At 69.8% G+C, this 26,226-nt stretch carries 22 protein-coding genes and 1 pseudogene; 20 read left to right on the top strand and 3 right to left on the bottom strand.

Features of this window, described 5'->3' with window-relative positions; genetic code table 11:
* The first annotated feature begins 2 nt into the window (after positions 1-2).
* Positions 3-1,139 carry an XdhC family protein gene (locus QFZ67_RS08100; protein ID WP_307660417.1) on the top strand — a complete coding sequence of 379 codons (1,137 nt, stop codon included), beginning with the start codon at positions 3-5 and terminating at the stop codon, positions 1,137-1,139.
* A gap of 299 nt (positions 1,140-1,438) precedes the next feature.
* The gene (locus QFZ67_RS08095) at positions 1,439-2,698 is read left to right on the top strand and encodes a glycoside hydrolase family 6 protein (protein ID WP_307660416.1); all 1,260 of its coding nucleotides are present in this window, start codon (positions 1,439-1,441) and stop codon (positions 2,696-2,698) included.
* 77 nt (positions 2,699-2,775) lie between these two features.
* Here the strand turns inward: QFZ67_RS08095 and QFZ67_RS08090 are convergent, their stop codons facing one another.
* The gene (locus QFZ67_RS08090; protein WP_307660415.1) at positions 2,776-3,516 is read right to left on the bottom strand and encodes a class I SAM-dependent methyltransferase; all 741 of its coding nucleotides are present in this window, start codon (positions 3,514-3,516) and stop codon (positions 2,776-2,778) included.
* Positions 3,517-3,593: 77 nt separating this feature from the next.
* Between QFZ67_RS08090 and QFZ67_RS08085 the strand changes: the two genes are divergently transcribed.
* The 14 genes from QFZ67_RS08085 to QFZ67_RS08020 all read left to right on the top strand — a co-directional run bounded on the left by QFZ67_RS08085 (position 3,594) and on the right by QFZ67_RS08020 (position 18,160).
* Positions 3,594-4,940 carry a histidinol-phosphate transaminase gene (locus QFZ67_RS08085; RefSeq protein WP_307660414.1) on the top strand — a complete coding sequence of 449 codons (1,347 nt, stop codon included), beginning with the start codon at positions 3,594-3,596 and terminating at the stop codon, positions 4,938-4,940.
* 116 nt (positions 4,941-5,056) lie between these two features.
* Entirely contained in the window at positions 5,057-5,659 is a 603-nt protein-coding gene (locus QFZ67_RS08080) for a hypothetical protein (RefSeq protein ID WP_307660413.1), read from the top strand.
* A gap of 7 nt (positions 5,660-5,666) precedes the next feature.
* Positions 5,667-6,425, top strand: a complete 759-nt coding sequence (locus QFZ67_RS08075; protein ID WP_307660412.1) for a fibronectin type III domain-containing protein — start codon at positions 5,667-5,669, stop codon at positions 6,423-6,425.
* Positions 6,426-6,586: 161 nt separating this feature from the next.
* On the top strand, positions 6,587-7,876 hold the full coding sequence (locus tag QFZ67_RS08070) for an ATP-binding protein (protein ID WP_307660411.1): 1,290 nt from the start codon (positions 6,587-6,589) through the stop codon (positions 7,874-7,876).
* Positions 7,877-8,021: 145 nt separating this feature from the next.
* A complete protein-coding gene (locus QFZ67_RS08065; RefSeq protein ID WP_307660410.1) occupies positions 8,022-8,480 on the top strand; it encodes a DUF6325 family protein in 459 nt (152 codons plus the stop codon).
* A gap of 66 nt (positions 8,481-8,546) precedes the next feature.
* Entirely contained in the window at positions 8,547-8,831 is a 285-nt protein-coding gene (locus QFZ67_RS08060; RefSeq protein WP_307660409.1) for an SHOCT domain-containing protein, read from the top strand.
* Between the two features lie 48 nt (positions 8,832-8,879).
* Positions 8,880-10,262: a chloride channel protein gene (locus tag QFZ67_RS08055; protein WP_307660408.1), complete on the top strand. Its 1,383-nt coding sequence runs from the start codon at positions 8,880-8,882 to the stop codon at positions 10,260-10,262.
* A gap of 129 nt (positions 10,263-10,391) precedes the next feature.
* A complete protein-coding gene (locus QFZ67_RS08050; RefSeq protein WP_307660406.1) occupies positions 10,392-10,826 on the top strand; it encodes a hypothetical protein in 435 nt (144 codons plus the stop codon).
* 82 nt (positions 10,827-10,908) lie between these two features.
* The gene (locus QFZ67_RS08045; RefSeq protein ID WP_307660405.1) at positions 10,909-11,835 is read left to right on the top strand and encodes an aldose 1-epimerase family protein; all 927 of its coding nucleotides are present in this window, start codon (positions 10,909-10,911) and stop codon (positions 11,833-11,835) included.
* Between the two features lie 123 nt (positions 11,836-11,958).
* On the top strand, positions 11,959-12,873 hold the full coding sequence (locus QFZ67_RS08040) for a cyclase family protein (protein ID WP_307665765.1): 915 nt from the start codon (positions 11,959-11,961) through the stop codon (positions 12,871-12,873).
* Positions 12,874-13,025: 152 nt separating this feature from the next.
* On the top strand, positions 13,026-14,606 hold the full coding sequence (locus QFZ67_RS08035; RefSeq protein ID WP_307660404.1) for a GMC oxidoreductase: 1,581 nt from the start codon (positions 13,026-13,028) through the stop codon (positions 14,604-14,606).
* A 187-nt stretch (positions 14,607-14,793) separates the two neighbouring features.
* On the top strand, positions 14,794-15,588 hold the full coding sequence (locus QFZ67_RS08030) for an SDR family oxidoreductase (RefSeq protein ID WP_373430212.1): 795 nt from the start codon (positions 14,794-14,796) through the stop codon (positions 15,586-15,588).
* Positions 15,589-15,623: 35 nt separating this feature from the next.
* A complete protein-coding gene (locus tag QFZ67_RS08025; protein ID WP_307660402.1) occupies positions 15,624-17,108 on the top strand; it encodes a cytochrome ubiquinol oxidase subunit I in 1,485 nt (494 codons plus the stop codon).
* On the top strand, positions 17,105-18,160 hold the full coding sequence (locus QFZ67_RS08020; RefSeq protein ID WP_307660401.1) for a cytochrome d ubiquinol oxidase subunit II: 1,056 nt from the start codon (positions 17,105-17,107) through the stop codon (positions 18,158-18,160). Before QFZ67_RS08025 ends, QFZ67_RS08020 begins: the two co-directional genes overlap by 4 nt.
* Before the next feature lie 14 nt (positions 18,161-18,174).
* Here QFZ67_RS08020 and QFZ67_RS08015 read toward each other — a convergent pair whose 3' ends face one another.
* A complete protein-coding gene (locus QFZ67_RS08015) occupies positions 18,175-19,593 on the bottom strand; it encodes a DUF2252 domain-containing protein (RefSeq protein WP_307660400.1) in 1,419 nt (472 codons plus the stop codon).
* A gap of 202 nt (positions 19,594-19,795) precedes the next feature.
* Here QFZ67_RS08015 and QFZ67_RS08010 point away from each other — a divergent pair.
* A pseudogene (locus QFZ67_RS08010) lies at positions 19,796-20,542 on the top strand (cation:proton antiporter); the annotation flags it as partial.
* A 119-nt stretch (positions 20,543-20,661) separates the two neighbouring features.
* Here QFZ67_RS08010 and QFZ67_RS08005 read toward each other — a convergent pair.
* The gene (locus QFZ67_RS08005) at positions 20,662-22,509 is read right to left on the bottom strand and encodes a glycoside hydrolase family 15 protein (protein ID WP_307660399.1); all 1,848 of its coding nucleotides are present in this window, start codon (positions 22,507-22,509) and stop codon (positions 20,662-20,664) included.
* A gap of 345 nt (positions 22,510-22,854) precedes the next feature.
* Between QFZ67_RS08005 and QFZ67_RS08000 the strand changes: the two genes are divergently transcribed.
* The 3 genes from QFZ67_RS08000 to QFZ67_RS07990 all read left to right on the top strand — a co-directional run bounded on the left by QFZ67_RS08000 (position 22,855) and on the right by QFZ67_RS07990 (position 26,151).
* Positions 22,855-24,150 (top strand): DUF2254 domain-containing protein, encoded by a 1,296-nt coding sequence (locus QFZ67_RS08000; RefSeq protein ID WP_307665764.1) that lies wholly within the window; start codon positions 22,855-22,857, stop codon positions 24,148-24,150.
* A 126-nt stretch (positions 24,151-24,276) separates the two neighbouring features.
* Positions 24,277-25,626: a hypothetical protein gene (locus QFZ67_RS07995; protein ID WP_307660398.1), complete on the top strand. Its 1,350-nt coding sequence runs from the start codon at positions 24,277-24,279 to the stop codon at positions 25,624-25,626.
* A gap of 9 nt (positions 25,627-25,635) precedes the next feature.
* The gene (locus tag QFZ67_RS07990; protein WP_307660397.1) at positions 25,636-26,151 is read left to right on the top strand and encodes an SMI1/KNR4 family protein; all 516 of its coding nucleotides are present in this window, start codon (positions 25,636-25,638) and stop codon (positions 26,149-26,151) included.
* Positions 26,152-26,226 lie beyond the last annotated feature (75 nt).

Below are 26,226 nucleotides of genomic sequence, written 5' to 3'. Positions count from 1 at the left end.
ACATGCTGGACATCGCCGAAGAGCTGAACCGGTGGGTCGAGCAGGGCCGCGAGTTCGCTGTCGCCACTGTGGTGGCCGTCGGTGGCAGCGCACCCCGGCAGCTGGGCGCGGCCCTCGCCGTGGACAGCGAGGGCACGGCGATCGGGTCGGTCTCCGGCGGGTGTGTGGAGGGCGCGGTGTACGAGCTGTGCCGGCAGGCGCTCGAGGACGGCGGGACCGTCCTCGAGCGCTTCGGCTACAGCGACGAGGACGCGTTCGCAGTCGGCCTGACGTGCGGCGGCATCATCGACATCCTCGTCACGCCGGTACGCGGCGGGGTCTTCCCCGGCGCGCTGGCGGCCGCCGCCCGAGGGGAGGCGGCGGCCCTGGTCAGAATCACGGACGGTCCGTCCGATCTGATGGGCCGCGCATTGCTGGTCCGCCCCGAAGGTTCGTACGAGGGATCGCTGGGCGGCCACCCGGAACTGGACCGTACGGCGGCGGCCGAGGCGGGCGCGATGCTCGACGCGGGCCGCACGGGCACGCGGGTCATCGGTGAGGACGGCAGCCGGTGCGGGCAGCCGCTGACCCTCCTCGTGGAGTCTTCGGTCCCCGCTCCCCGGATGGTCGTCTTCGGCGCGATCGACTTCGCCTCCGCGCTGGTGCGGGTCGGAAAGTTCCTCGGCTACCACGTCACGGTGTGCGACGCCCGCCCCGTCTTCGCGACGAAGACCCGCTTCCCGGAGGCGGACGAGATCGTCGTCGACTGGCCGCACCGCTATCTGGAGTCGGCGGAGGTCGACAGCCGTACGGTCCTGTGCGTACTCACCCACGACGCCAAGTTCGACGTCCCCCTCCTCGAACTGGCCCTCAGACTTCCCGTCGCCTACGTCGGTGCGATGGGCTCCCGCCGCACTCACGAGGACCGCAACACCCGTCTGCGCGAGGTCGGCGTCACAGAACTCGAACTGGCGCGTCTGCGCAGCCCGATCGGCCTGGACCTGGGGGCGCGCACGCCGGAGGAGACGGCGCTCTCGATCGCAGCGGAGATCGTGGCAAACCGCCGCGGCGGCAGCGGGGTCTCCCTGACGGGAGCGCACACCCCGATCCACCACGACGCCGAGCAGGAGCTGACGGGACGAATCGGGTCGGTCGCCTGACGGTCCCGGGGTGTGGCGCGGTTGTAACGACGCCGCCCGCCGGCGCGCGAGCTGCGCCGCGAAGTGGGTGCTACCCCGGGGGTGTTGGGCGCGCCGGCCCCTGCGCACCGGCTGTCCCTTCCGGGGTCCGCGGCGCAGACCCGGTGTCGGGAAGGGGCGGGGCTGGGGAAAGAATGATCCCCCATCGCACACACGCACCCACCAGGGTGACCTCAACCCGGACACGCCCGCCCCGCACACCCCCGCCGCCCGCCTCGGCGTACGACAGCCTTGGCCGGCCGCTGCCCAGGAGTGAACCCTTGAGACACATCCCGTCGCCCCTCCGCCTTCTGCCCTTACCCCTCGCCCTCGCCGCCGCCCTGCTCTCCGGTCCCTCGGCCGAGCCCGCCGCCGCCCGTACCGCACCCGAGCCCGCCCCCACCGCGTCCGAGCCCGCCCGTACCGCGCCCGAGCCCGCCCCCACCGCGTCCGAGCCCGCCCCCGAGCGCACCCGGCTCTACACCCCCGCCGCCAACCCCGATGCGCTCCGCCACGCCTCAGACCTCGGCAGCGAGGGCCGGCCCGCCGACGGGGCCAAGATCCTCGCCATGGTTCGTACGCCGCACGCCGTCTGGTACGGCGACGAAACCCCCGCCGACGTCGAGCGCGACGTCCGCACCGTCGTCCGCGACGCCGCGGACGACCTCGCCGTGCCCGTCCTCGCGCTGTACAACATCCCCGGCCGCGACTGCTCCAACTACTCCGGCGGCGGTGCCTCAACCACCGCCGAGTACAAGGCCTGGATCGACGGCGTCGCCCGCGGCATCGGCGGGCGCGACGCGCTCGTCGTCCTCGAGCCGGACGCGCTCGCCCTCCTGCCCGCCGACTGCGGGCAGGACGACGCCGCCGGCACCAGGACCGCCGCCCGCTATGCCGAAGTCAACTACGCGGTCGACACGCTCGAACCCCTCGCCCGTACCAAGGTCTACCTCGACACCGGCCACCCGGCCTGGCACTCCGTCAGCAGCATCGTTCCCCGCCTCGTGAAGGGCGGCGTCGCCCGCGCCACCGGCTTCTACACCAACGCTTCCAACTACCAGACCGACGACGCCAACGCCTGGTACGGCAAGCTCATCTCCGCCTGCCTCGCCCACGCAGCGGCCGGCGGCGATCCGGCCGAGTGCCCCTCCCAGTACTCGCCCCGCCCCACCGCCCTGGCCTGGATCGCGGACAACGTCCCCGCCGACCCCTCCGGGATGAAGCACTTCGTCACCGACAGCAGCCGCAACGGCCGCGGCCCCTGGACCCCGCCCGCCGGCAAGTACACCGACCCACAGGACTGGTGCAACCCGCCCGGTCGCGGCCTCGGCGCCCGTCCCACCCTGAGCACCGGCGACCCGCTGCACGACGCGCGGCTGTGGATCAAGACCCCGGGGGAGTCGGACGGCCTGTGCCTGCGCGGTACGGCGGGTCCCGAGGACCCCGAGCGCGGCACCGTCAACCCCAAGGCGGGTGTGTGGTTCCGCGACCAGGCCCTGGAGCTGGTACAGCTGGCCGACCCACCGATTGCCACGCGCTGAAATTCGGTTGCCGTCGCCCCGCCGCTCTTTGAGAGGGAGCCGGATCCCGACCCGTTCGGGATCCGGCTCCCCGCCGGTCACCCCCGGCGGGTGGCGATCACCAGACGGCACCGCGGGCTGCCGTCCGCCCGCCGGCCGAGTTCCTTCAGCGGGTCCAGCTCCATCGAGAATCCCGCCCGGCCGAGATCGGCCAGCACATCCGGAAGCCGCCAGGTGCGGTAGTACATGACGAACCGCGGCCGCCACAGCAGATTCCGTACGCGCATCGCCGCATCGAAACCCCACAGCGTCCAGTAGAGCCGCGAGCCGATCCGGGGCGGCGCGGGAATGGGAAAGACGAACCGGCCGCCCGGCCGCAGGGCCTTGTGGACCTGGGCGAACAGCAGCGGCCGCTCCCGGGGCAGGAAGTGGCCGAACGCCCCGAAGCTCACGGCCAGGTCGAAGGCCCGCTCGAAGGGGAGAGCGCGGGCGTCGGCCCGTACCCAGCTCACCGCCGGTCCGCCCGGGGCGCCCGGCCGGGTCCCCGCCGACCTCCTGGCCTCGGCGAGCATGCCCGCGCTGAAGTCGACACCGGTGACCCGGTCCTCGCACAGCTGCCACAGGACACCCACGCCGGCGCCGGTGCCGCAGCAGACGTCGAGTCCCGACGAGAAGGGGCCGAGCGGCCGGACCGCGTGAACCACCGCGTCCAGCAGGCGCTCCGACGTCCGGAAGGGCGTCTCGTCGAACTTCGGCGCGAGCAGGTCGTAGCCGTGCTCGGTGGACGAGAGCGCCTGCACGGCGAGCTCGCGGAAGGTGGGGCCCGAAGGAGTGAACATCACCCCATCTTCCTCCGTATACGTGGAGGGTCCCTGCGCATCCGTACGGGCCGTTCCATGCAGGGGAGGCAGGGTCAATGGCCGGCAGCAATGTCACCGCACTCTTCCGCGCGTCCACCGCGCACAGCCCGTCGTACTTCACGCTGAACCGGGCAGGCGGTGGCCCCGCCGGTGAGATCACCGACTTCTGCATCCCCTGCAATCCGTACTTCCCCACCCCCGCGATGTTCGACCAACTCGGCCGCGGGCTGCGCGAGATCCTCACCTACTACCCGAGCGGTGCCGACACCATCACCGCCGAGCTGTGCCAGGTGCTCGGGCTCAACCCGCAGACCGTCGCCATGGGCAACGGCTCCACCGAACTCATCACCTGGATCGACCACTTGCTGGTGCACGAGTCGCTGGCCGTGCCCGTCCCCACCTTCGGCCGGTGGACCGACCAGCCGATGGAGACCGGCAAGCGCGTCGACATGCTCCTGCTGCCCGAGGCGCACGGCTTCCGCCTCGATCCGACGTCCTTCGTACAGTTCGTCCGGACCCGTGGCTCCCGCGCCGCGGTCATCTGCAACCCCAACAACCCCGACGGCGGCTTCCTGCCCAAGCAGCAGGTCATCGCTCTGCTCGACTCGCTCCAGGACCTGGACCTCATCGTCGTCGACGAGTCCTTCCTCGAATTCTCGGACGCCGAACAGGAGCCGAGCGTCGCCGCGGAGGCCGTTCTGCGGACCAACGTGATCGTGCTGCGCAGCCTGGGCAAGAACTTCGGGCTGCACGGCGTGCGCTTCGGCTATCTCGTGTCGAATCCCAGTCTGGCCGGCAAGGTGCGGGCCGCACTGCCGAAGTGGAACCTCAACTCCTTCGCGGAGACCGTGGTGTTCATGCTGAAGGAGCACCGCCAGGAGTACGCCGAGAGCCTTCAGCAGGCCCGCCGCGACCGGCAGGAGATGACCTGGCGGCTCTCCCAGCTGCCTGGCCTGACCGTCTACCCCTCGCAGGGCAACTTCCTCTACGTACGCCTGCCGGAGGGCGTGGACGGGACGGTCCTGCGCGACCGGCTGCTCGCCGAGCACGGGGTGCTGGTGCGCGAGTGCAGCAACAAGATCGGCAGTTCGAGCCGGTTCCTGCGGCTGGTGGTGCGCCCGCAGCAGGATGTGATGCGGCTGATGTCGGCGATGGAGCAGGTGCTGTACGGGCAGCGCACCCAGGTGCCTGAGCCGCTTCCGGAGCCGCTGGCGCCGATGCTGGCGCAGGCGCCCCAGCCGACGCCCCAGCCGCTGCCGCAGGCACAGCCACCGGCGCAGGTGCAGCAGCCGGGGCCGATGCCCATGCTGGCGCTCGCCCAGCAGCCGGTCGACGCGCGGGGCCTCGGGCCGGTCCGTTCCACGGGCACGGCGGCCGTGGACCGCCTGATCGCCCAGGCATAGAGCCGGCCACTGTCTTGACGTATACACGCCATGCCCTTACGTTGCTACGCGCTGAGCTGTTCAGCTACCGGCCCAGCATTCAGCTATCTGAACAGCCCGCGTCGAGGGAGTGGAAGATGACCGGTAAACGCCCCGTGCTCGCCGGCTTGGCAGGAATCTGCGGAGTCCTGCTGGTGGCCCCGAGCGCCTCCGCCGAAGTCGAGCCGGGCGGCTGGACCTCGCAGTCGCCCTCGTTCAACGTCCAGGAGAGAGGCTGCGGCCAGGTCGACAACCTCACCTTCAAGCTCACCTGCTCGACCGGCAGCGGCGATCAGCGCGCCGAGCGGAGGTATGCCACGTACACCGGCGGCACCCGCCAGTTCGAGGGCTACTTCAAGATCACCAGCCTGGGCGGCACCCGGATCAGCCTCAAGCAGACGTTCAGGGACGCGCCGTCCGCGGGGCCGTACTTCATGCTGGCCGTGGAACGCGGCGGCAGGCTGTACGCGGTGCACGGCGGCTCGACCGTGGCCAATGGGGCGACGGTCGGCACGAACGTACGGGTCAACACCGTTCACCAGGTGGGCAGCAGCCACCGCACCTACATCAACGGGTCGCTGAAGCACACGTACGACAGCCCGGGCGGCAGCTTCTACGACAAGTTCGGGGCGTACCGGACGAGCAGTGGTCAGGGACCCGCCACCGTGGTGTGGAGCGGCATCAAGTTCTGGCGCAAGTAGTGCCGGGATGAGCGCAGTTCGGGGCGCGTACCGCGCGTCGGCCGCCGCAGCCGTCACTGCCGTCATCGCCGTCGCGTCGGCCGCCGTGGCCGGCTGCGCGGGCGCGCCCGCCGAAAGCCCCACCGCCGAGAAGCCGCGGATGACACTGACAGCGACGCTCGACTCGCCGACCGACATCACCCTGCGCTGGAACGGCCGCGATCCGGGAGCCGCAGGCCGCACCGTCGAGTTCGCCACCGAGCCCGGCGGCCCTTACACCATCCTGCAATTCCTGCCGCCCGGCCGGGCGACGTTCACGCACCCCGATCTGATGCCGAAGACACCCTTCTACTACCGGCTGCGGCCCTTCTACGGGCCCACCTCCGCAGCGGTGAACGTCACCCTGCCCGCGGGTGACTTCAGCGAGCAGGACCAGCGCAACGACCACGAATGGGCGGAGCCACGGCCGCTGTCGGGCGACAGCGGCCCGTCCCACTCGGTGAGGACGACGGCAGCGGCTCCCACGGGGCTGAAGGCCACGGTCATGCATGCGAACGGCATCAGGCTCACCTGGCAGGACCACGCCCGCGGCGAGGAGGGCTACCTCATCGAACTCCGGCCCGACGGCGACCCCGGCTTCCGCGTCGCCGCGGTCGCGGGACCCGGCATCGAATCCATCGGTCTGATCACCCTGCCCGACGAGAAGAAGTCGACCGTCCGCGTCCGGGCCTACTACTACGGCGAGCAGTCGAACGTCGTCCACCGTACGACGGGCCCCGAGGCATAGCGCCTGTTCTGGAAGTCCGGCACCGGCCGCCAGATCCCGGCCGGTCCTGGCTACCGACGTAACGTCGGGTTTCCGGGCCGGGCATTGTGCACAGTGGAGCAGGACCCGCCGCGCAGCCGCCCCTAGCCTCACCGGAACAGCACCAACGAGGGGCGGTACCGGTGAACTGGCTCATCCACGACTACCGCGAGAGCGATCTCGCGGCGGTGGTCCACCTGATCGACACCACAGCCGAACTCGGACAGGAATCGGTCTTCTCACTCGCCGAATGCATCGGCGCGCTCACCTCGCGGCAGCCCGCCGTGGTCGCCGTCCACCAGGGCGTCCCCATCGGCGCGGCCCTCGCATCCGTGGCCGGTGAGCGCGCCTGGGTGATGCGTATCGCCATCTCCTCGGCCTGGCGCGGCCGGGGACTGGCGAGCGCCCTCCTGGTGGAGCTGGAGCGACGGCTCGTCGCCGCCCGGGTGGGCCGTATCGCCTACGTACTGCCCGAGGAAGAACTGCTCGGCGAGGGTCTGCTCAACGCGGGCTACACGCGGCAGCCCGCCGTGGCCTACTTCGAGAAGGTCGAGCCGCTCCACGGCCCCGCGGCCAGTCTGCTGGAAGACCTCGGCGGCCGGTTCCTGCCGAACGACCTGTGGGCCAAGGTCGCCGGCATGGAGACGGAGAAGGACCTCATCGAACGGCGCGTCGTACTGCCGCTCGCGGAACCGGAGCGAGCGGCCCGGCACGGGGTGCGGCCGCCGCGGGCCATCGCCCTGTTCGGCCCGCCCGGCACCGGGAAGACCACGTTCGCCCGGGGCATCGCCTCCAAGCTCGGCTGGCCGTTCGTCGAACTGCTCCCGTCCCGCCTTGCCGACGAGGGCAACCTGGCGGCCGCCCTGCGCAGCGCGTTCGCCCGGATCGCCGAGCTCGAACGGGTCCTGGTCTTCATCGACGAGGTCGAGGAGATCGCCCCGGTCCGCACCGAGCCCGCACAGCCGGGCGGGATGCACGGGGTGACCAATGAACTGCTCAAGCTCATACCGGGCTTCCGGGAGCGGGACGAGCGCCTGCTGGTGTGCGCCACCAACTCCATCCGCTCGCTGGACCCGGCGTTCCTGCGCCCCGGCAGATTCGACTACCTGATCCCGATCGGCACCCCGGACACGGCGGCCCGAGCGGCGATCTGGTCCCGGTACACGGACGGCCGGCCCGACGTGGATGTGACGGTCCTGGTGGCGGCCACCGAACTGTTCACCCCCGCCGACATCGAGCACGCGGCCCGGATCGCCGCCCAGACGGCGTTCGAGCGCGACCTGGAGACGATCGGCAGCGGCAAGGGCGACCAAGGGGCGCTCGGCGCGAGCACAGAGGACTATCTGTCGGCGATCGCCCAGTGCAGGCCGACGGTGACGCCCGCGATGATCGAGGAGTTCGGCGCGGACATCACCGCTCACGCCCGGTTCTGACGTACGTGGGAAGTGGAAGTGCGAAGCCCTCCGTGGGGTGCTGCAATGACCTGGAGGGCTGTCCGCCGCGGTCTGCCGTGGCGAGCGGCGCGCGTCATGAGCGGCGCGCGAGGCCCGGACCCCTACCCGCTCGTGAGGAGTGGCGATGAGCGACGACTTCGAGGCGATGGGCCCCGTCGACTACATGGTTGTCGAGTTCCCCGGCAATCGTATGACGGGCGAGGGCTTCCCCCTGCTCGTCGATCTGGTCGATCGCGGCATCATCCGCATCCTCGACCTGCTCTTCGTCCGTAAAGACAGCGACGGCTCGGTAGCCGCCTTGGCACTGACGGACCTCGGGGACGAGGTCGACCTGACCATCTTCGAGGGCGCCTCGTCCGGGCTGCTGGGCCAGGACGACCTCGACGAGGCCGGGGCCGCGCTGGAGCCGGGCAACTCCGCGGGAATCCTGGTGTACGAGAACCTCTGGGCGGCACCTTTCGCCCGGGCCATGCGGCGCAGCGGTGCGCAGCTGGTGGCGGGCGGCCGAATTCCCGTCCAGGCCCTGCTGGCCTCGCTGGACGCGGCCGAGGAGACGGCCTCCGACAGGCCGCTTGCCGGCTGAGAGAGATGATCCGCGGACCGTCCCCGCGACGCTCCGCCCCGCACTCACCGTGGGAGATGAGTGAACATGCCCGGACTTCTCCGTGGCGTCGCACGCACCGCCGTCGTTGCCGGAACCGCCACCGCAGTGTCCAATCGAGTATCGCGGCGACAGGCGGGCCGATGGGCCCAGCAGGACGACCAGCAGCAGGCCGCGGCCCCCGCCGCCCCCCAGACCGCACCGCCGCCGGCCGACCCCGGCGACGACATGAGCAGCAAGATCGATCAGCTCAAGCAACTGACCGACCTGAAGGCCCAAGGGGCGCTGACCGAAGAGGAATTCGCGGCACAGAAGCGCCAGATCCTCGGCTGACACCGGACAGCTGACACCGGACATGGGGGACTGGGAAGGGACGACCCCATGACGGAGCCGAGTCCGCAGCCGGCAAAATCCGACGGCGGAACGCAACCGGATGAGGCGGACCGGCTGCGCGCCATGCTGCGCAGCCCGGGCTATCTGAAAACGCTCGTGTTCTGCGCCCTCATCGGTATTCCGGTGTCGTTCGCCGCGTTCTGGTTCCTCGTCGCGCTCCGCGAGCTGGAGCGTCTGATGTGGGCCGATCTGCCGCAGGCCCTGGACTGGAACACCCCGCCGTGGTGGTGGCCGCTGCCCCTGCTGCTGGTCGCCGGCATCGTCGTAGGCCTGGTGGTCACACATCTGCCCGGCGCCGGCGGTCACATCCCCGCGGCGGGACTGCAACCGGGGGGTGCCACAGCCAGGGCCCTGCCCGGGGTGATCCTCGCGGCCGTGGCCAGTCTCCCGCTGGGCGCGACGCTGGGCCCCGAAGCCCCGCTGATCGCCCTCGGCGGTGGCCTGGCGCTCCTCTTCAGGGACCTCGCCCGCAGGCCGGTCACCCCGACGACCACGGCGCTCCTGGGCGCGGCCGGGGCCGCGTCGGCTCTCGCGGCCATCTTCGGGAACCCGCTGGTCGCCGCGGTGCTGCTCATGGAGGTGGCGGGGGTCGGCGGTCCGCAACTGTTCGCCGTCATGTTGCCGGCACTGCTGTCCAGCGGGGTGGGTTCGCTCGTGTTCACGGGCTTCGGCAACTGGACCGGCCTCTCGACCGGCGGTCTGTCCCTGAAGCCGGGCGCACCGATTCCGCATCTCGACACCGGAGACGTGGTCTGGTCGGTGCTGATGGCCGTCGCGATCGGTGCCGCCGTGCATCTGGTGCAGGTAGGAGGCCGGCGGGTCGCCGCCTTCGTCCCGACGCGTACCGTCGTCCACACGGCCGTCTGCGCGCTGGCCGCCGGCGCCTGCGCCGCCGTGTACACACTCGTCACCGACCGGTCGCCCGCGGACGTGGCCTCGTCCGGTCAGGCAACCCTGACCAAGCTCGCCGCCGATCCGCACGCCTGGGGGATCGGCGCCCTGATCGCCGTACTGCTCTGCAAGGGCGCGGCCTACGCGCTCTGTCTGGGCAGCCTGCGAGGCGGACCCATCTTTCCCTCGCTGTTCCTGGGCGGCGCGGTAGGCGTGCTGCTCGCGCCTCTTCCGGGTCTGGGGGTCGTACCGGGACTGGCCGCGGGCATGGCGGCCGCGGCGGCCAGTGCCCTGCGGCTGCCGGTCAGCAGTGTGGTGCTCGTCGTCCTGATGCTCGGCAGCGTCGCCATGACCCCCGTGGTGATCCTGGCGGCCGTCGTGGCGTTCGTGACCGCCGAGCTGCTTCCTCCCGGACGTGCTGTTTCACCGGTGGGCAAGCCCGCCCGATCCGTGCCCGCCGTCGCGGCCGACCGGGCCTGAGAGCGGCGTCGCGCCGCCGCGGAACAGCCCCCGAGTCGCGAAACGGATCACTTGGGCCGATGTTGGAGGTAACCCGATCGGCCGTACGGGAGACCGTCAGGCCGGTCGTACGACACGAAGGAGCGCACCATGACGAGTCATGTGAGCGGAACCCACACGGGCGCTGCGGCGCGCAGTTCGGCGAAGAGCGGCCTCGGCAGCGGGTGGTTGGTCTTCGCAGGCGTCCTGATGGTTTTCGGCGGCTTCATGACGCTCTTCGCGGGCATCGCCGCCATCGCCAACGACGACGTGTTCGTCGCCACCAACGACTACGTCTACCGGTTCGACCTCACCGGATGGGGCTGGATCCATCTCATCCTCGGCATCGTGATCGTCCTCGCCGGATTCGCCCTGTTCCAGGGCGCCACGTGGGCGAGGGTCGTCGGTGTGGTGCTGGTAGGTCTGGCCATGATCGCGAACTTCCTGTGGCTGCCCTACGCGCCGTTCTGGGCGATCGTGCTGATCGCCATCGACGGCTTCGTCATCTGGGCGCTGTGCGCGGCTCCGAGTCCTACGGAGAGCTGACGCGCGGGACTTCACCGGCTCCACCCCCGGGCCAACCGCGGGCGCGGCGGCCGCCCGCACCGCACTGACCGAGGAGCCGCTCATGCCCCCGCGCGCGACAGGAGAACAGTGGCAGCTGCGCCACGGCGGGCAGTCGGCCGTCGTGGTCCAACTGGGCGGCGCCCTGCGCCACTACGAGGTCGAGGGCAGGCAGCTGCTGGACGGGTTCACCGCCGACGCACGGATCACCGGCGGCCGAGGGCAGCTTCTCGCCCCCTGGCCCAACCGGGTGGGCGGCGGGCGCTACCACTTCAACGGCCAGGACCTGCAACTCCCGCTGACCGAGCCGGAGAAGCACAACGCGATCCACGGACTGCTGCGCTGGACCCCGTGGCAGCTGCTCGCCCGCAGCGACCACGGAGTCAGGGTGGGCACCACGCTCTTCCCGCAGCCGGGCTATCCCTTCCAACTGGAGGTATTCGCCGAATACCGGCTGGGGCCGGAGGGGCTCGAGGTCGCCTTCACCGCGACCAACGTGGGGGACACCGCGGCACCATACGGTGTGGGCCAGCACCCCTACTTGACCGTGGGCAGCGGTCCGGTGGACACGGCACTGCTGACCGTGCCCGCCCGCCACCGGCTGTGCACCGACGAGCAGGGCCTGCCGACCGGTCAGGAACCGGTTGAGGGCACTCCGTACGACTTCCGCACCGCCCGCCCCATCGGCGACCAGCAGCTGGACACCGCCTTCGCCGGACTCGACCGTGACGGCTCCGGCCGGGCCGTGGTGCGGCTGGCTCACCCCTCGGGCCTCCACGGCATCGACCTCTGGCTCGGCGAAGGCACCCGATACGTGCAGGTGTACACCGGTGACACGCTGCCCGAACCCGAGCGGCGGCGCGGTGTCGCCGTGGAGGCCATGTCCTGCCCGGCGGACGCCTTCCGCAGCGGTACGGATCTCACCACCCTCGAGCCGGGCGGCAGCCATGTGCTCCGGTGGGGGCTCGGCCGGTGGGGGACCAGCGGCTGAGGCCGGCGCCGCTGTCGCGGCCCCGGACCGGCCGATCGACAATGTGACGGCCGTACGCACAACTCGTCGGCAGGAGGCAGCATCCTCATGGCCACGCGCACGGAACCACCGGCCCCGCAGGCCATGACCACGGACGCGTTCCGGGCGCTTTACGAGCACCTGCGCGACGAGGTCCGGCGCAGCCCGGACGACCGGCGCGGGGCGCTCGGCCACCTGACGCCCGAGCGCGTGGTGGCAGCCGCCACCGAGGTCCGGTCCGGCCGTACGGTGTCCCTCGCCGCGCCCATCGAGACCCGGCCCGGACCGGACAACCCGGAACCCGCGGACCACCGGATGACCGGACCCGCAGCCGGTGAAATCGGCGCGGGCGGGCTGCACTTCGCCCTCGACCGGTTCGCGATGAATGTGCACGGGGACGCCGAGAGCCATCTCGACGCGCTCTGCCACGTGCTGTTCGACGGTGAGCTCTACAACGGCATCCCCGCGAGCAGTGTGACACCGGACGGCGCCGGTTCACTCTCCCTGGACGTCGTTCGGGACGGCATCGTCGGCCGCGGGGTACTGCTGGACATCCCACGACTGCGCGGCGTGCCCTGGCTGGAGCCCGGCGATCATGTGACGGCCGCCGATCTGACCGCCGCCGAGGCCGCCCAGGGCGTCCGGGCCGGCCCGGGAGACCTGCTGCTCGTCCGGGTGGGTCACCGCCGTCGGCGCCGGGAACTCGGGGCCTGGAACGCGGCGCAGGCCCGGGCCGGCCTTCATCCCACGGCGATGCGGTTCCTGGCCGAGCGGAAGGTCGCGGTGCTCGGCTCGGACGGCAACAACGACACCGCCCCAAGTGCGGTTGCGGACATCGCCTTTCCCGTGCATGTGCTGGCCATACACGCCATGGGGCTGCACCTGATGGACTATCTGCAGTTCGAGGAGCTGGCTCCTGCGTGCGCAGCCGCGGGCCGCTGGAGCTTCCTGTGTGTGGTCGCCCCGCTGCGGCTGCCCGCCGCCACCGGCTCCCCGGTGAATCCGATCGCCGTCCTGTGACCGCGGCCCGACGGCCGCGGCGGCACCGGTCCGGTCGCCGTGAACCGAAAGGGCGGATAAGTTCGAATGGGTGGGACGGGTACTTTCCGCAGCGCGCAGTGACAGGTCCCGGCGGGGAGCGCAGGGCCGCGAGCGCAAGGACGGTGGTCGCCGTGGGCGATGCCCCTGACTACGACATCATCATCATCGGTACCGGTGCCGGCGGCGGAACGCTCGCCCACCGGCTCGCCCCCTCAGGGAAACGCGTGCTCATCCTCGAGCGCGGTGACTTCCTCCCGCGTGAGCGGGACAACTGGGACTCCACCGCCGTGTTCGTCAAGGGCAAGTACCGGGCCCCGGAGTTCTGGCTCGACAAGCACGGCAACGAGTTCCCGCCCGAGGTCAACTACTACGTCGGCGGCAACACCAAGTTCTACGGCGCCGCCCTGTTCCGGCTGCGCCCCGAGGACTTCGGCGAAATCCGCCACCACGACGGCATCTCGCCCGCGTGGCCGATCCGCTACGAGGACCTGGAGCCGTACTACACCCAGGCCGAACACCTCTACCTGGTGCACGGGCGGCACGGCGAGGACCCCGGAGAAGGACCGGTGAGCGCGCAGTACGCGCACCCGCCCGTCGAACACGAGCCGCGCATCCAACAGCTCAGCGACGACCTCGAGAAGCGCGGACTGCACCCGTTCCACCTGCCCATCGGCGTCAATCTGAGCCAGGACGGAAACGGCCGGGCGACCCATTCCAGCGTCTGTATCCGCTGCAACCGGGTGGACGGCTTCCCGTGTCTGGTGCGTGGCAAGTCCGACGCCCAGGTGATCTGCGTCGAGCCCGCACTGGAGCACCCCAACGTCGAGATGATCACCAACGCCCGGGTGGTCAGGCTGGAGACCGACCCGTCCGGGCTGAGCGTCAGCACGGTCGTCACCCGGCTCGCGGACGGCTCCGAGGCCCGGTTCGAGGCGGGCATCGTGGTCGTCGCGTGCGGGGCGGTCAACTCCGCAGCCCTGCTGCTGGCATCGTCCAACGACCGGCACCCCCGGGGACTGGCCAACAGCTCCGACGTGGTCGGTCGGCACTACATGCGGCACAACAACCTGGCGTTGATGGCCCTGTCGAAGGACCCCAACGACACTCAGTTCCAGAAGACCCTCGCGCTCCACGACTGGTACCTGGGAGCGGACGACTGGGACTACCCGCTGGGCGGCATCCAGATGCTCGGCAAGTCGGACGCCGAGCAGATCCACGGCGAGGCCCCGCGCTGGGCCGGAGCCGTGACCCCGGACATGCCGTTCGAGGTACTGGCCCATCACGCCGTCGACTTCTGGCTGTGCAGTGAGGATCTTCCCCTTCCGGACAGTCGCGTCACCCTGGACGCGGACGGCAGGATCCATCTGTCCCTCGACGAGAAGAACAACGTCGCCGGGCTCAAGCGCCTGCAGCACAAACTGCAGGGAATGCTCAGCCACTTGGGCATGCACGAACATCAGCTGCTGTCGCACAGCATCTATTTGCACAAGGGCATGCCCATCGGCGCCACCGCGCACCAGGCCGGCACGGTCCGGTTCGGCGACGACCCGAACAGCTCTGCCCTGGATGTCAACTGCAAGGCCCACGACCTCGACAACCTCTATGTGGTCGACACGAGCTTCTTCCCGGGCATCGGCGCGGTCAACCCGTCGCTGACGGCCATGGCCAACGCCTTGCGTGTCGGCGACCACATCCTTGACCGGCTGAACTGAGGGCGGTCCGGCCGCTGGTCCGACCGGGCGAAGATGCTCCGCCGTGCGGCCCAATGTCTGCTCCGCCGCAGGTGCCGCCCCCGTCCGCCGGTGATTCTGTGACGAGCCGGGATCGACCGGCGCACCGAGGAGGTAAGCAATCGTGAATTCCACCGCGGGCGCACCCCAGGGCGTGATCCCGACGCATCTGCTGAAGGGCCAGAAGGCACTGGTGACCGGTGCCAACTCCGGCATCGGCAAGGCGACGGCCATCGGCCTTGGCCGGGCCGGCGCCGACGTGGTCGTCAACTACGTGGCCGACCGTGAGGCCGCCGAGCAAGTGGTCAAGGAGATCACCTCGTTCGGTGTGCGTGCGGCGGCGTACGAGGCGGACGTGTCCAGGGAGGACGAGGTCGTCGGCATGGTGGACCGGATGGTCCAGGAGTTCGGGACGATCGACATCCTCGTCGCCAACGCCGGTCTGCAGCGCGACGCCCCGTTCACCGAGATGACCCTCGCCCAGTGGCAGAAGGTGCTGGACGTCAACCTGACGGGTCAGTTCCTGTGCGCCCGGGAGGCGACGAAGGAGTTCCTGCGGCGCGGGGTCGTCCCGGAGGTGTCGAGCGCGGCAGGGAAGATCATCTGCATGAGCTCGGTCCACCAGCTCATCCCGTGGGCGGGGCATGTGAACTACGCCTCCTCCAAAGGCGGCGTACAGATGATGATGGAGACACTGGCGCAGGAACTCGCACCGCAGAAGATCCGAGTGAACGCGGTCGCCCCGGGAGCCATCAAGACGCCGATCAACCGCAGCGCCTGGGAGACGCCACAGGCCCAGGAGGATCTGCTGCGGCTCATCCCCTACAAGCGCATCGGCGAACCCCAGGACATCGCCCATGCCGTCGTAGGCCTCGCGTCCGACCTCATGGACTACGTGGTGGGGACCACCCTCTACGTGGACGGCGGGATGACCCTCTTCCCCGGATTCGCCACCGGCGGCTGACCCTCTCCTGCACGTCGCGAGCAGCAAAGGCACGTATGCATACCACGGTCCACCTGCTGGCGGACGCCCCGGCTCAACTGCTGCCGGCCAGGCAGCTCATGGCATTCACCCTCGCCTCCCACATCATCCTGGTGCCGTTGGGGGTGGCGCTGCCGCTCCTCACCCTGGTGATGCACTATCGCGGCCTGCGCCGCAACGACCCCGTCGCCCTGCTCCTCGCCAGACGCTGGTCGGCCGTCATGGCGGTGCAGTTCGCGGTCGGCGTTGTCACCGGCACCGTCCTGTCCTTCGAGTTCGGCCTGCTCTGGCCGGGCCTGATGGGCAAGTGGGGTGACGTCTTCGGCATCGGATTCGGTGTCGAGGCGTGGGCCTTCTTCCTCGAAGCGGTACTCATCGCCATCTATCTCTACGGCTGGCGCAGACTGAAGCCGCGGACCCACTTCCTGCTCGGCCTGCCGCTTCCCGCAGCCGCACTGCTCGGGGCGTTCGGCATCCTGGCAGCCAACTCGTGGATGAATACGCCCCAAGGCTTCTCACTCGACTCCGACGGCAACCCCGTCGACGTCGACATCTGGTCGGCGATCTTCACCCCGATGTTCGGACCGCAGTACTGGCACTTCGTCGTGGCAATGCTGGTGACCGCGGGATACGTCGTCGCCGGCGTCTACGCGGTCGGCTGGCTGCGGGGCCGCAGAGACCGCTACCACCGGCTGGGTTTCACCCTTCCCTTCACCGTTGCCGCGGTGTTCACCCCGGTGCAGCTCATGCTGGGAGACTCCATCGCACGGTCGGTCTTCCACAAGCAGCCGGTGAAGTTCGCCGCGACGGAGATCGTCTGGAAGACCGACACCCATGTGCCGGAGTACTTGTTCGGACGCCTTCACCCGGACGGAACCATCTCCGGCGGCATCAAGATCCCCCAACTCGACTCCATCCTGGCCGGGTTCAGTCCCGGCACCAAGGTGACGGGGCTGACATCCGTTCCGGCGAGCCACCGGCCGACGGCAACTCAGGCCACCATCGCCCACTGGGCCTTCGACCTCATGGTCGTGATCGGCTCGCTGCTGGTGCTCATCGCCCTCTGGTACGGCCTGGTCTGGCTGCAGCACCGCCGGCTGCCCGCCTCCCCGTGGTTCTTCCGCAGCGCGGCCTGTGCGGGAGTCGCCTCGGTCGTCGCCGTCGAATGCGGCTGGATCACGACCGAAGTGGGCCGCCAGCCCTGGATCGTCTACCAGAACATGCGGGTCGCCGAAGCAGTGACGTCGACCCGGTCCACCAGCCTGTGGATCATGCTTGGTGTGGTGATCGTGGTGTACGTGCTGATCTTCGGCTCACTGCTCGCCGTACTGCTCAAGATGCGTACCCGCTGGAGGCTTGCCGACGAGCGCCGGGAGGCCGGGGAACCGGGCGAGGAACCCGAGACGGACACGCCGTACGGGCCCCGCTCCCGGCCGCCCGCCGCCGACGTACTCGCCTCCCGTGGCGCCGGGTCCGGAGCGGACGAGGACTGGCTCTCATGACCGCGAACCTCATCGCCGTCGTACTGCTGCTCGCGGTGGCCGCCTACGCCTGCGCCGGCGGCACCGACTACGGGGCCGGGTTCTGGGACCTGACCGCCGGCGGTGCGGAACGCGGCAAGCGCCCCAGATGGCTGATCGACCACGCCATGGCACCCGTCTGGGAGGTCAACAACGTCTGGCTGATCTTCGTCTTCATCATCATGTGGACCGGATTCCCGACGCTGTTCCAGACCGTGTTCTCCGCGATGTGGCTGCCGCTGGCGCTCGCCGCCATCGGCATGGTCCTGCGCGGCGCCGGGTTCGCGCTGCGCAAACCCGCCCGGCGTCTGGCCCGTCGGCGCATCTTCGGGGCGGTGTTCGCCGTCGCCTCGCTGCTCACCCCGTTCTTCCTCGGCGCGGCCGTCGGCGGCATCGCCTCGGGCCGGGTGGTGCCGGGAACCGAAGCCTCGGCGGAGGCCTGGTCCAACCCCACTTCCGTCCTCTTCGGGCTGCTCACCGTCGCATCGACGGCCTTCCTCGCAGCGGTGTTCCTGGCCAGAGACGCGGCACGCTTCGGCGCGCCCGACCTCGTCGGCTACTTCCGGCTGCGGGCCCTCGGCAGCCTCGCCGTCGTAGCCGTGCTGGGATTGGCAGCGCTCGCCGTCACTCACGGCGACGCCCCCTATGTGTGGAACGGGCTCACGGGCGGCCTCGGCCTCGCATTCGTCGTTCTGGCCGCAGTGTGCGCCGCCGCCACGGTCTGGCTCCTGCTCCGGGCGTCCGGTGCCTGGTCCCGCATCACTGCCGTCGGCGTGGTCGCGGCGGCCGTCATCGCTTGGGGGGCCGCCCAGCGTCCCTACCTCATCCCCACGTCCCTGACTGTGACGGAAGCCGCCGGCGCTCCCACGACGCTGCGCTGGCTCGGCGTCGTCACGCTCATCGCCGTGCTGCTCATCGGACCTGCCGTCGTCCTGCTCTACTGGCTGGACACCCACGGCGAGCTGGAACCCCTCACCGATGCCGACCTTCAGCGGAGCGCGCCCGGCCTCGGTGGCACGGCCGACGGCGACTGACCATCCGGCTGGTGTCATGCGGGGGCGGCGGCCACCCGGCCGGTCTGTACCGCGTCGACCAGGGACCGGTGGTCGCGCTCGTTCTGGTCCGCGTAACTCTCCGCGAACTCCGTCAGCGCACGGTCGAAACCGTCGCCGCCGCCCAGGTACGCGGCGATGGCGATCCGGTCCCCGGAGCGGGCGTGAGCACGGGCCAGGGTGGCACCGCAGAGCTCGCCGAACACCCGCATATCGTTCGGCACCATGATCTGGGGCACTGCGATGCCCTTCCAGTCGTGCAACTGGCGGATGTAGAAGTCCCGTCGGCGGCCGTCGATTCCCACGACCCGGTCCCAGCCCAGAAAGATGTCGCTGGCGGCCTGCATGAGGCGCTGTCCCGCGACCACGCGCTGCCCCTGGTTGTCGTGCCTGCTCTCGCCGACGTGCGCGGCGAGCACCGACCGGTCGGCCTCCTTGGCCTGCAGGATCAGCGGATCCTCGTCGTCCTTGCCCAGCAGCAGGAGGATCCAGCAACGGGTCCCGACGCTCCCGACGCCGACCACCTTGCGTGCGATGTCGACCACCCGGAACTGCCGGAGCAGGTGCCTCCGGTCGGTTTCCAGGGTACGGGCGTACCGGTCGACGAGCTCGCGGAGCTGCTGTTCGATCCGGTCGCGCTCGGTGCCGGGCATCATGTCCTCGATCGGTACGACCAACGGCGGATCGGCGGCGAACCGGCGTTCACCACCGACGATCCGGGTGAGCTTCTCGTACGCCTTGAGGTTGTCCCGGGTCCGCGCCTTCGTCATGGCCGCCGACAGACGTCCACGGGTGCTCTTGTCGAGCCTCTGGTCCACCACAGCCTGGATCTGTTCCATGTCGGCGCGGGCGTACCACACTTCGAGGTTGCCCATGCCGGCGAAGAGGCGCATCCGCTCGCGGTACGACAGTACGGCGGCCCGGACGATCGTCGCACGCTCCTCGTCGGTGTAGCCGTTCTCCCGGCCCGCGATGACCAGGCTCGCTGCCAGCCGCTTGACGTCCCATTCCCAGGGGCCGGGCAGTGTCTCGTCGAAGTCGTTGATGTCGAACATCAGCCGCCGTTCGGGGGAGGCGAGCAGCCGGAAGTTCAACAGATGGGCGTCTCCGCACAGTTGGGCCGTGATTCCCGAGCGTGGGGTGGAGGCCAGGTCGCCGGCCATGATCGCGGCAGCACCCCGGTAGAAGCGGAACGGCGACTCCGTCATGCGTCCGTAGCGGATGGGAACCAGTTCGGGCACCCGCGTGGCCGACTGCTCCTCGATCACGTCCACCGGGTCCGGCCGCCCCGCGGCGGGGGAGAAGCCGGCATGGCTCGATCTCGGCACCTGCTTGCGGGCCGCCTTGCCCCTGTCCGCCCGCTCCCGGGGCGACAGGTGCGCTACGTCGTCGGAGGTCCGGCTGCCCTTGCTCATCGCATGCACTTCCTGTCCGGCGGGGTCAGGCCAATTGTCCGTGACCAGGTACGTCTCGCATCTCGGGGGACTGCCGGAACGGGTGAAGGCGCGTGAGCCGACCGGGTGGCCGGACCGGTGTCCGCCCGACGGAGTCGCGTGCTGCCCGCCCGAAGCCGGTTCAATCCCCAAGGCGCCCCCGAATCCGAGGAGAGAACCCGCTCTGACTGACGACGAGATCCTTCTCGGCATCGGCTTGACCGTGGTACTCGCGGTCGGCTCCCAGATCCTGGCGAGCCGTCTGCGTGTCCCCGCGCTGATCGTGCTGCTGCCGGTCGGCTTCGCCGCGGGCGCCCTGACCGACGTCATCCATCCGGACCGGCTGGTGGGGCCGGACTTCTCCGCCCTGGTGTCGCTCTCCGTGGCGGTGATTCTCTACGACGCCGGTCTCGGACTGGATTTCCGCCATCTCACCGGCCCTGTCCGCAGTGTCGTGGCCAGGCTGCTGCTGCTCGGTGTGGTGCTCACCTGGGCGGCCACCGCAGGTCTCGGCCCGGCGCTCTTCGGCGTTCCGCTTGCGGTGGCCGTGATGCTGGGCGTGATTCTCGTCGTGTCGGGGCCGACGGTCGTCGGTCCGCTGCTCGACTACGTACGCCCGACGGACGAGATGCGCCGCATCCTGATCTGGGAGGGGTCGCTGATCGACCCGGTCGGCGGCATCCTCGGGGCCCTCGTCTTCCACTCCCTCGTCGCGAGCAACTTCGAAGTCGGCAAGGGATTCCACTTCGGCGCGCTCTTCCTCAGCATCGCCGTCGGTCTTGCGGGCGGCGCGGTAGGAGCCGCGTTGCTGTGGCTGACGCTGCGCACCCTCCGGCTCGGCGAGACGCTCGGCACGCTGGCGCAGCTCGCCACTGTGATCGCCGTGTCGGCAGGATGCGACATCGTGATCGACGACACGGGGCTCATCGCCGGCCCACGCGGTCACGCCGCGCGTCGGTGACACCGTCGTGCTGCTCGGCCCCGCGCCGCCGGGCCCGTGAGGCCGGTCCGACTCGCCCTGGACGGCTGATCCGTCGTACCCCGCGGCACCTACGTCCCGTTGCTGCCGGCCCGGTTCAGCGTCGCGTCCAGGGTGATGGCCGCGTCGATAAAGGCCAGATGGGTGAATGCCTGGGGAAAGTTCCCCAGTTGCCGCCCCGTCAGGCCGATCTCCTCGGAGTACAGGCCCAGATGGTTGGCGTACGTCAGCATCTTTTCCAGTACGAGTCTGGCCTGATCGGGCCGCCCGGCCCGCGCGAGCGCGTCGACGTACATGAACGTGCACAGGGAGAAGGTGCCTTCGGAGCCGCGCAGCCCGTCTGGCGAGGCCTCGGGGTTGTACCGGTAGACCAGGCTGTCTGAGACCAGCTCCCGGTCCATCGCGTCCAGCGTGGACTTCCATATTGGGTCGTCGGGGGTGATGAAGCCCACTGTCGGCATGCGCAGCAGCGCGGAGTCGAGCACATCGCTGCCGTAGTGCTGGACGAAGGTATTGCGCCCGGCATCCCAGCCCTGTGTCAGAACCTGCTCGTAGATCTTGTTCCGCTCACGGCTCCAGCGCTCGACGGCGGCGGGCCGGCCGCTGGCGGCAGCCAGCCGCAACGCGCGGTCGAAGGCGACCCAGGACATCACCCGGCCGTAGGTGAAGTCCTTGCGGCCGCCCCGGGTCTCCCACAGGCCCTCCTCGGCCTGGTCCCAGTGATCGGTGAGCCAGTCGAGGAGAGTGTGCAGCGAGGTCCAGCCCCCGTGGTCCAGCTGGATCCCGTGCTGGTGGGCGAAGTAGATGCTGTCCAACGCCTCGCCGTAGATGTCCAGTTGCAGCTGGTCCGCGGCGCCGTTGCCGATGCGCACCGGGGCAGAGCCCTGGTACCCCTCCCAGTGCTCCAGGGTCTCTTCGACGAGGTCGGACGAGCCGTCGACCCGGTACATGATGTTCAGCGGCCCCGTATCACTGGCATTGCCCGCCCTCTCTTTCACGCGGTCGCGCAGCCAGCCGATGAAGGAGGTCGCCTCCTCCTTGAACCCCAGTCCCAGCAGGGCGTAGACGGAGAACGAGGCGTCGCGGATCCAGGTGAAGCGGTAGTCCCAGTTGCGCTCGCCGCCCAGTTGTTCCGGCAGCCCCGCCGTCGGGGCCGCGACCAGAGCGCCGCTGGGTGCGTACGTCATCAGCTTCAGCGTCACGGCGGAGCGCTCCACCGCCTCCCTCCACCGGCCCGAGTAGCGGGACTGGCCGAGCCAGGACCGCCAGTAGCGGACGGTGTCGTCGAAAAGCCCCTGGAATTCGGTGAGGCGGATCTCGCGCGGCGGTCCGTCGGCGGACGACTCCATGACCAGACCCCGCTCCTGACCCGCCTGCAGGGTCAGCGAGAAGTGCAGGTCCTGTTCGCCTGTGAGGGAGTTCACCAGTCGCTCGTCCCCCGGTTCCCGGACCGCGTGCACGGTCAGCTCCAGTCCCTCCGAGGCGAACACCGCACCGTGGTCGGTGATGTGCAGCTTGTGGGGCTTACGGCCGTAGTCGAACCGGGGGGCGATCTCGATCTCGAAGGACATGCTGCCGCGCACGCACCGCAGCATGCGGACCAGACGATGGCGAGGGGTGGCCGTCCGCCCGGTCACCGGCATGAAGTCGACCACCTCGCCGGCGCCCGCCTCGGTCATGAACCGGGTCACGAGAACCGCGGTGTCGGGAAAGTACAACTGCTTGGTCGCGTAGGTCTTGTGGGCCGGGGCGACCGTGAAATGCCCGCCCTTTTCACGGTCCAGCAAAGCGCCGAAAACGCTTGGCGAGTCGAAGCGTGGACAACAGAACCAGTCGATCGTCCCATCGGTGGTAACCAGCGCCGCGGTCTGCAAATCACCGATCAGGCCGTGATTCTCGATCAGCGGGTAGTCGTCCATCGTGAGCCCCTTTCGGCTCGTGCCGAAAAACGCACCGCGTACGCAACCCTCAGTACGGCTCGCTCGCGTCGCGGATGTAGATCACCCATTTGCCGCCGCGCCGACTCGGTGTCACCCGGACAGCTTAAGCAAGTAATTCACCATGGGCCTGTCGAGCCGGCAGCGGCTCCTTTGAACGGCGACTGAACGGCGACTGAACGGCGACGGCTTCCTGTCTCTGCGCCCGCCGAGGAGCGGCATTACCGTGGACGCGAAGGCCTGACTTCAGAACTGAACCCGGAGGGTGTCCGTGCTGTCGAGCCTTGCGCCTGTGATCAGCAGGGGAAGGGTCCGCGGGTGCGGACGATGATGTCCTGGGCGACCGCGTTCCGGCTGCGGCAATACGCCAAGGCCAGCCTGTGGATCGTCCCGCTGTTCGGATTCGTACTCGGCGTGATTCTCGCGGAGTACGCCGTGGCCGTGGACGTAACGGATTGGCTGCCGACAAGCTGGCGCTATTCCGCGACAACGGCGAGCGGTGTGCTGAGTGCCATCGTCGGGGCCATGGTCGCCCTGCTCGGATTCGTCGTGACCATCGGTGTTCTCGTCGTCCAGCAGGCCACGGGAACGCTGTCCCCGCGGTACATGCGCCTGTGGTACCGGGACCGTCTGCAGAAGGCCGTTCTGGCCACCTTCACCGGGACGTTCGCGTTCGCCTTCTCCCTGCTGCGCAGCATCGAGTCGGACTCCGTCCCCGACCTGGGAGTCACCCTGGCCGGGCTGGCTGTCGCTGTCAGCCTGCTGCTTCTGCTGGTCTACCTCAGCCGGTTCACCCACAACCTCCGGCCGGTGGCAATCGCCGACCTGGTCGGACGGATGGGGGAGAAGATCCTCATCCGCCGGGCGGCCAAGACCGGCGGCTCCGCACTCCTCGACGATGAACACGCACTGCCGGGCGGCCCGGTGAAGCGCATCCGGTCCGAACGCGGCGGAGCCATCCAGGCGTTGGACATGGCCGGGCTGACGGTCGCCGCGGTCCGCCACGACTGCACCTTCGTGGTCACCCACCCCGTCGGGGACTTCGTACCGCCCGGCGCCACGGTCGTCGAAGTCCACGGCGGGACCTCGACGCCCGATCCGCGGCGGGTGACCGGACTCATCGCCCTCGGCCCCGAGCGGACCATCGAGCAGGACCCCGCCTTCGCCCTGCGCGTTCTCGTCGACATCGCCATCCGCGCCCTCTCCCCGGCCGTGAACGACCCCACGACCGCCGTCCAGGTGCTGAATCACATCGAGGCGTTCTTGTACACCGTCGGCAGGACGGAAATCCGCCGCCGCTACGTGTTCGGCGACGACCGTGGCCGGCCGCGACTGGTGGTGCCGAGCCGGGGCTGGGAGGACTACCTCCAGCTCGCCGTCACCGAAATCCGTGAGTACGGGGCGGGGTCCACCCAGATCTGCCGGCGGCTCCGTGTGCTGCTGGAGGGCCTGCTGGACACCCTGTCGGCCGAACACCTGCCGGCGGTCCGCACGGAGCTGGGGCTCCTGGACGAGGCGGTCGAGCGGGAGTTCACCGACCCTGTCCGCCGCGCCATGGCGAGGACGGGCGACCGTCAGGGCATCGGCGGCGGGCACCGACCGGAGACCGCACCGCCCGGCTGAGCGGGCCGCCGCATCCGGAGCGCCACGCCAAGACCGTGCACGTACCCGTGTGGCCCTGGACAGCTCGCGTGTGCCCGGTCCGCGGGGTCTGCTGGTATCCACCCATCCGTGCTGGGAGGACCTGCAATGCCCGACAACGGAGCGACCGGCCCGGACGGAGGCGCGGAGCACCCCGGGGCGCCGGGCGCGGACGACGCGCGCGCCGGAGTGGAGCAGCTGCGCACCCGCGTCGCGGCACTGGAGGCCGATCTGGCGTCCCGGGTCCCCCGGCACCGGTGGAGGTCCTTCCTCGCGGCGCTGCTCATCGTGATCGGCTGCGTCTTCGCACCGCTCGGCGCCGTTGCCGCGTGGACGGCGGACGAGGTCGGCAACACGAACCGGTACGTCGACACGGTCGCACCTCTCGCCTCCGACCCGGACATCCAGGCGGCCGCGGCGAACCGGGTCACCAACGCGGTGATGGAACACATCGACCTGGCGACCCTGCTGGAGGGTGCGAGCCCTGCGGACCGGCCCCTCCTGCAGAAGGCGCTCGGCAAGCTGGGCGGCGCCCTGGAGAACGCCGTCCGCAGCTTCGTCCACGACAAGGCGCAGGACATCGTCGCCTCCGACACCTTCAAGAAGATCTGGATCGACGCCAACCGCCGGATCCACGCGGCTGTGGACAAAGCCCTGACAGGCAGCGCCGACAGCGCAGTGAAGATCAACAACGACTCGGTGACCGTCGACCTCGGCCCGGTCGTCGACCAGGTCAAGCAACGCCTCGTCGACGAAGGAATGACGGTGGCCGCAAAGATCCCCGAAGTGCACACCGACTTCACGGTCCTGCGAGCCGACAACATCGGCAAGGTCAAGACCGCCTTCCAGGTCCTTGAGGTCGCCGGGTTCTGGCTGCCGGTGATCGCGGTCGTGCTGATCGCCGCCGGCGTTCTGCTCTCCGTCCACCGTCGGCGAACGCTCGTGATTTCCGCACTCGCCTTCGCCTTCGCGATGCTGATCCTCGGCCTTGTCCTGAGCGTGTTCCGCGTGGTGTATCTGAACGCACTGCCGGACAACGTCTCGCAGCCCGCCGCCGGGGCCGTCTACGACACACTGACGCGCTACCTGCGCACCACGGTCCGGATGACCGTGGTGCTCGGCGTAGTGATCGCGCTGGCCGCCTGGCTGACCGGCCACGGCCGACGGGCAACGTTCGTACGGCAGTCGTGGAATGCGGGCATCGGAGCGGTCCGTTCCACCGCCGGCCGCGCGGGTCTGCGGACCGGGCCGGTCGGCCCGTTCGTTCACCGCTACCGGGCTTGGATCACCTGGGTGCTGGTTGCCGCGGCTGTCCTGACGTACCTCCTGTGGAGCTACCCCACGGGCTGGGTCGTCGTCGGCATCGCGCTCGTGCTGCTCATCGCGCTGGCAGTGGTGGAATTCCTGGCAGAGGACGAGGCAGAGGGAAGCACACCGGAGACGGCACGACATGCATAGGAGGGATGTATGACCAGCCTTGAGGACATCAAGGCGCTGCTCGGGGAGCCGCGGTTCGCCTGGTCCGACCCGGAGCCCTGGTCGCAACTCGAGGGAGAGCTCGGGATTGTGTTTCCCGAGGACTTTCGTGAGTTCTGCGACGCGTACGGGCCGGTGCTGATCAACAATCAGGTCGCGACCAGTCACCCGGGCGTGGAGCGTGGGAAACTGGGGGACTGGATCAGAGGCGATATCGAGGCCTGGGCCGTCGCGCCGGAGAACGAGGCGTCCTATTCGGTGGGAACGGGGCCAGGGGAGATCTTTGCCTGGGGATCGGCCGCTTCAGGCGAGACGATGTTCCTCCGGGTTCCCAAGGACATGTCAGAGAACTGGGAGACTGTCGTCTATCAGAGCGGCGACGGAATCTTCGAGGAGCATCCGATGTCGTTCAGCGACTGGATGCTGTCGTATCTGAGGGGCGAGGACGTGACTGTCTGTTCTCGTGACTTCGCTCCCGACGGGCCCTTCTACGAGCCGATCGTCTGACCGCGATCATTCATGACGGCCTGGAAGTCGGTGGTCGCCGTGGGTGATCGTGGGGCAGTGTCCGCGAGACGGCGG

The sequence above is a fragment of the Streptomyces sp. V1I1 genome, from assembly GCF_030817355.1.
Taxonomy (GTDB): Bacteria; Actinomycetota; Actinomycetes; order Streptomycetales; family Streptomycetaceae; genus Streptomyces.
The sequence above is the reverse complement of the archived record's forward strand: the minus strand, read 5'-3'. Positions and strand labels throughout refer to the sequence as shown.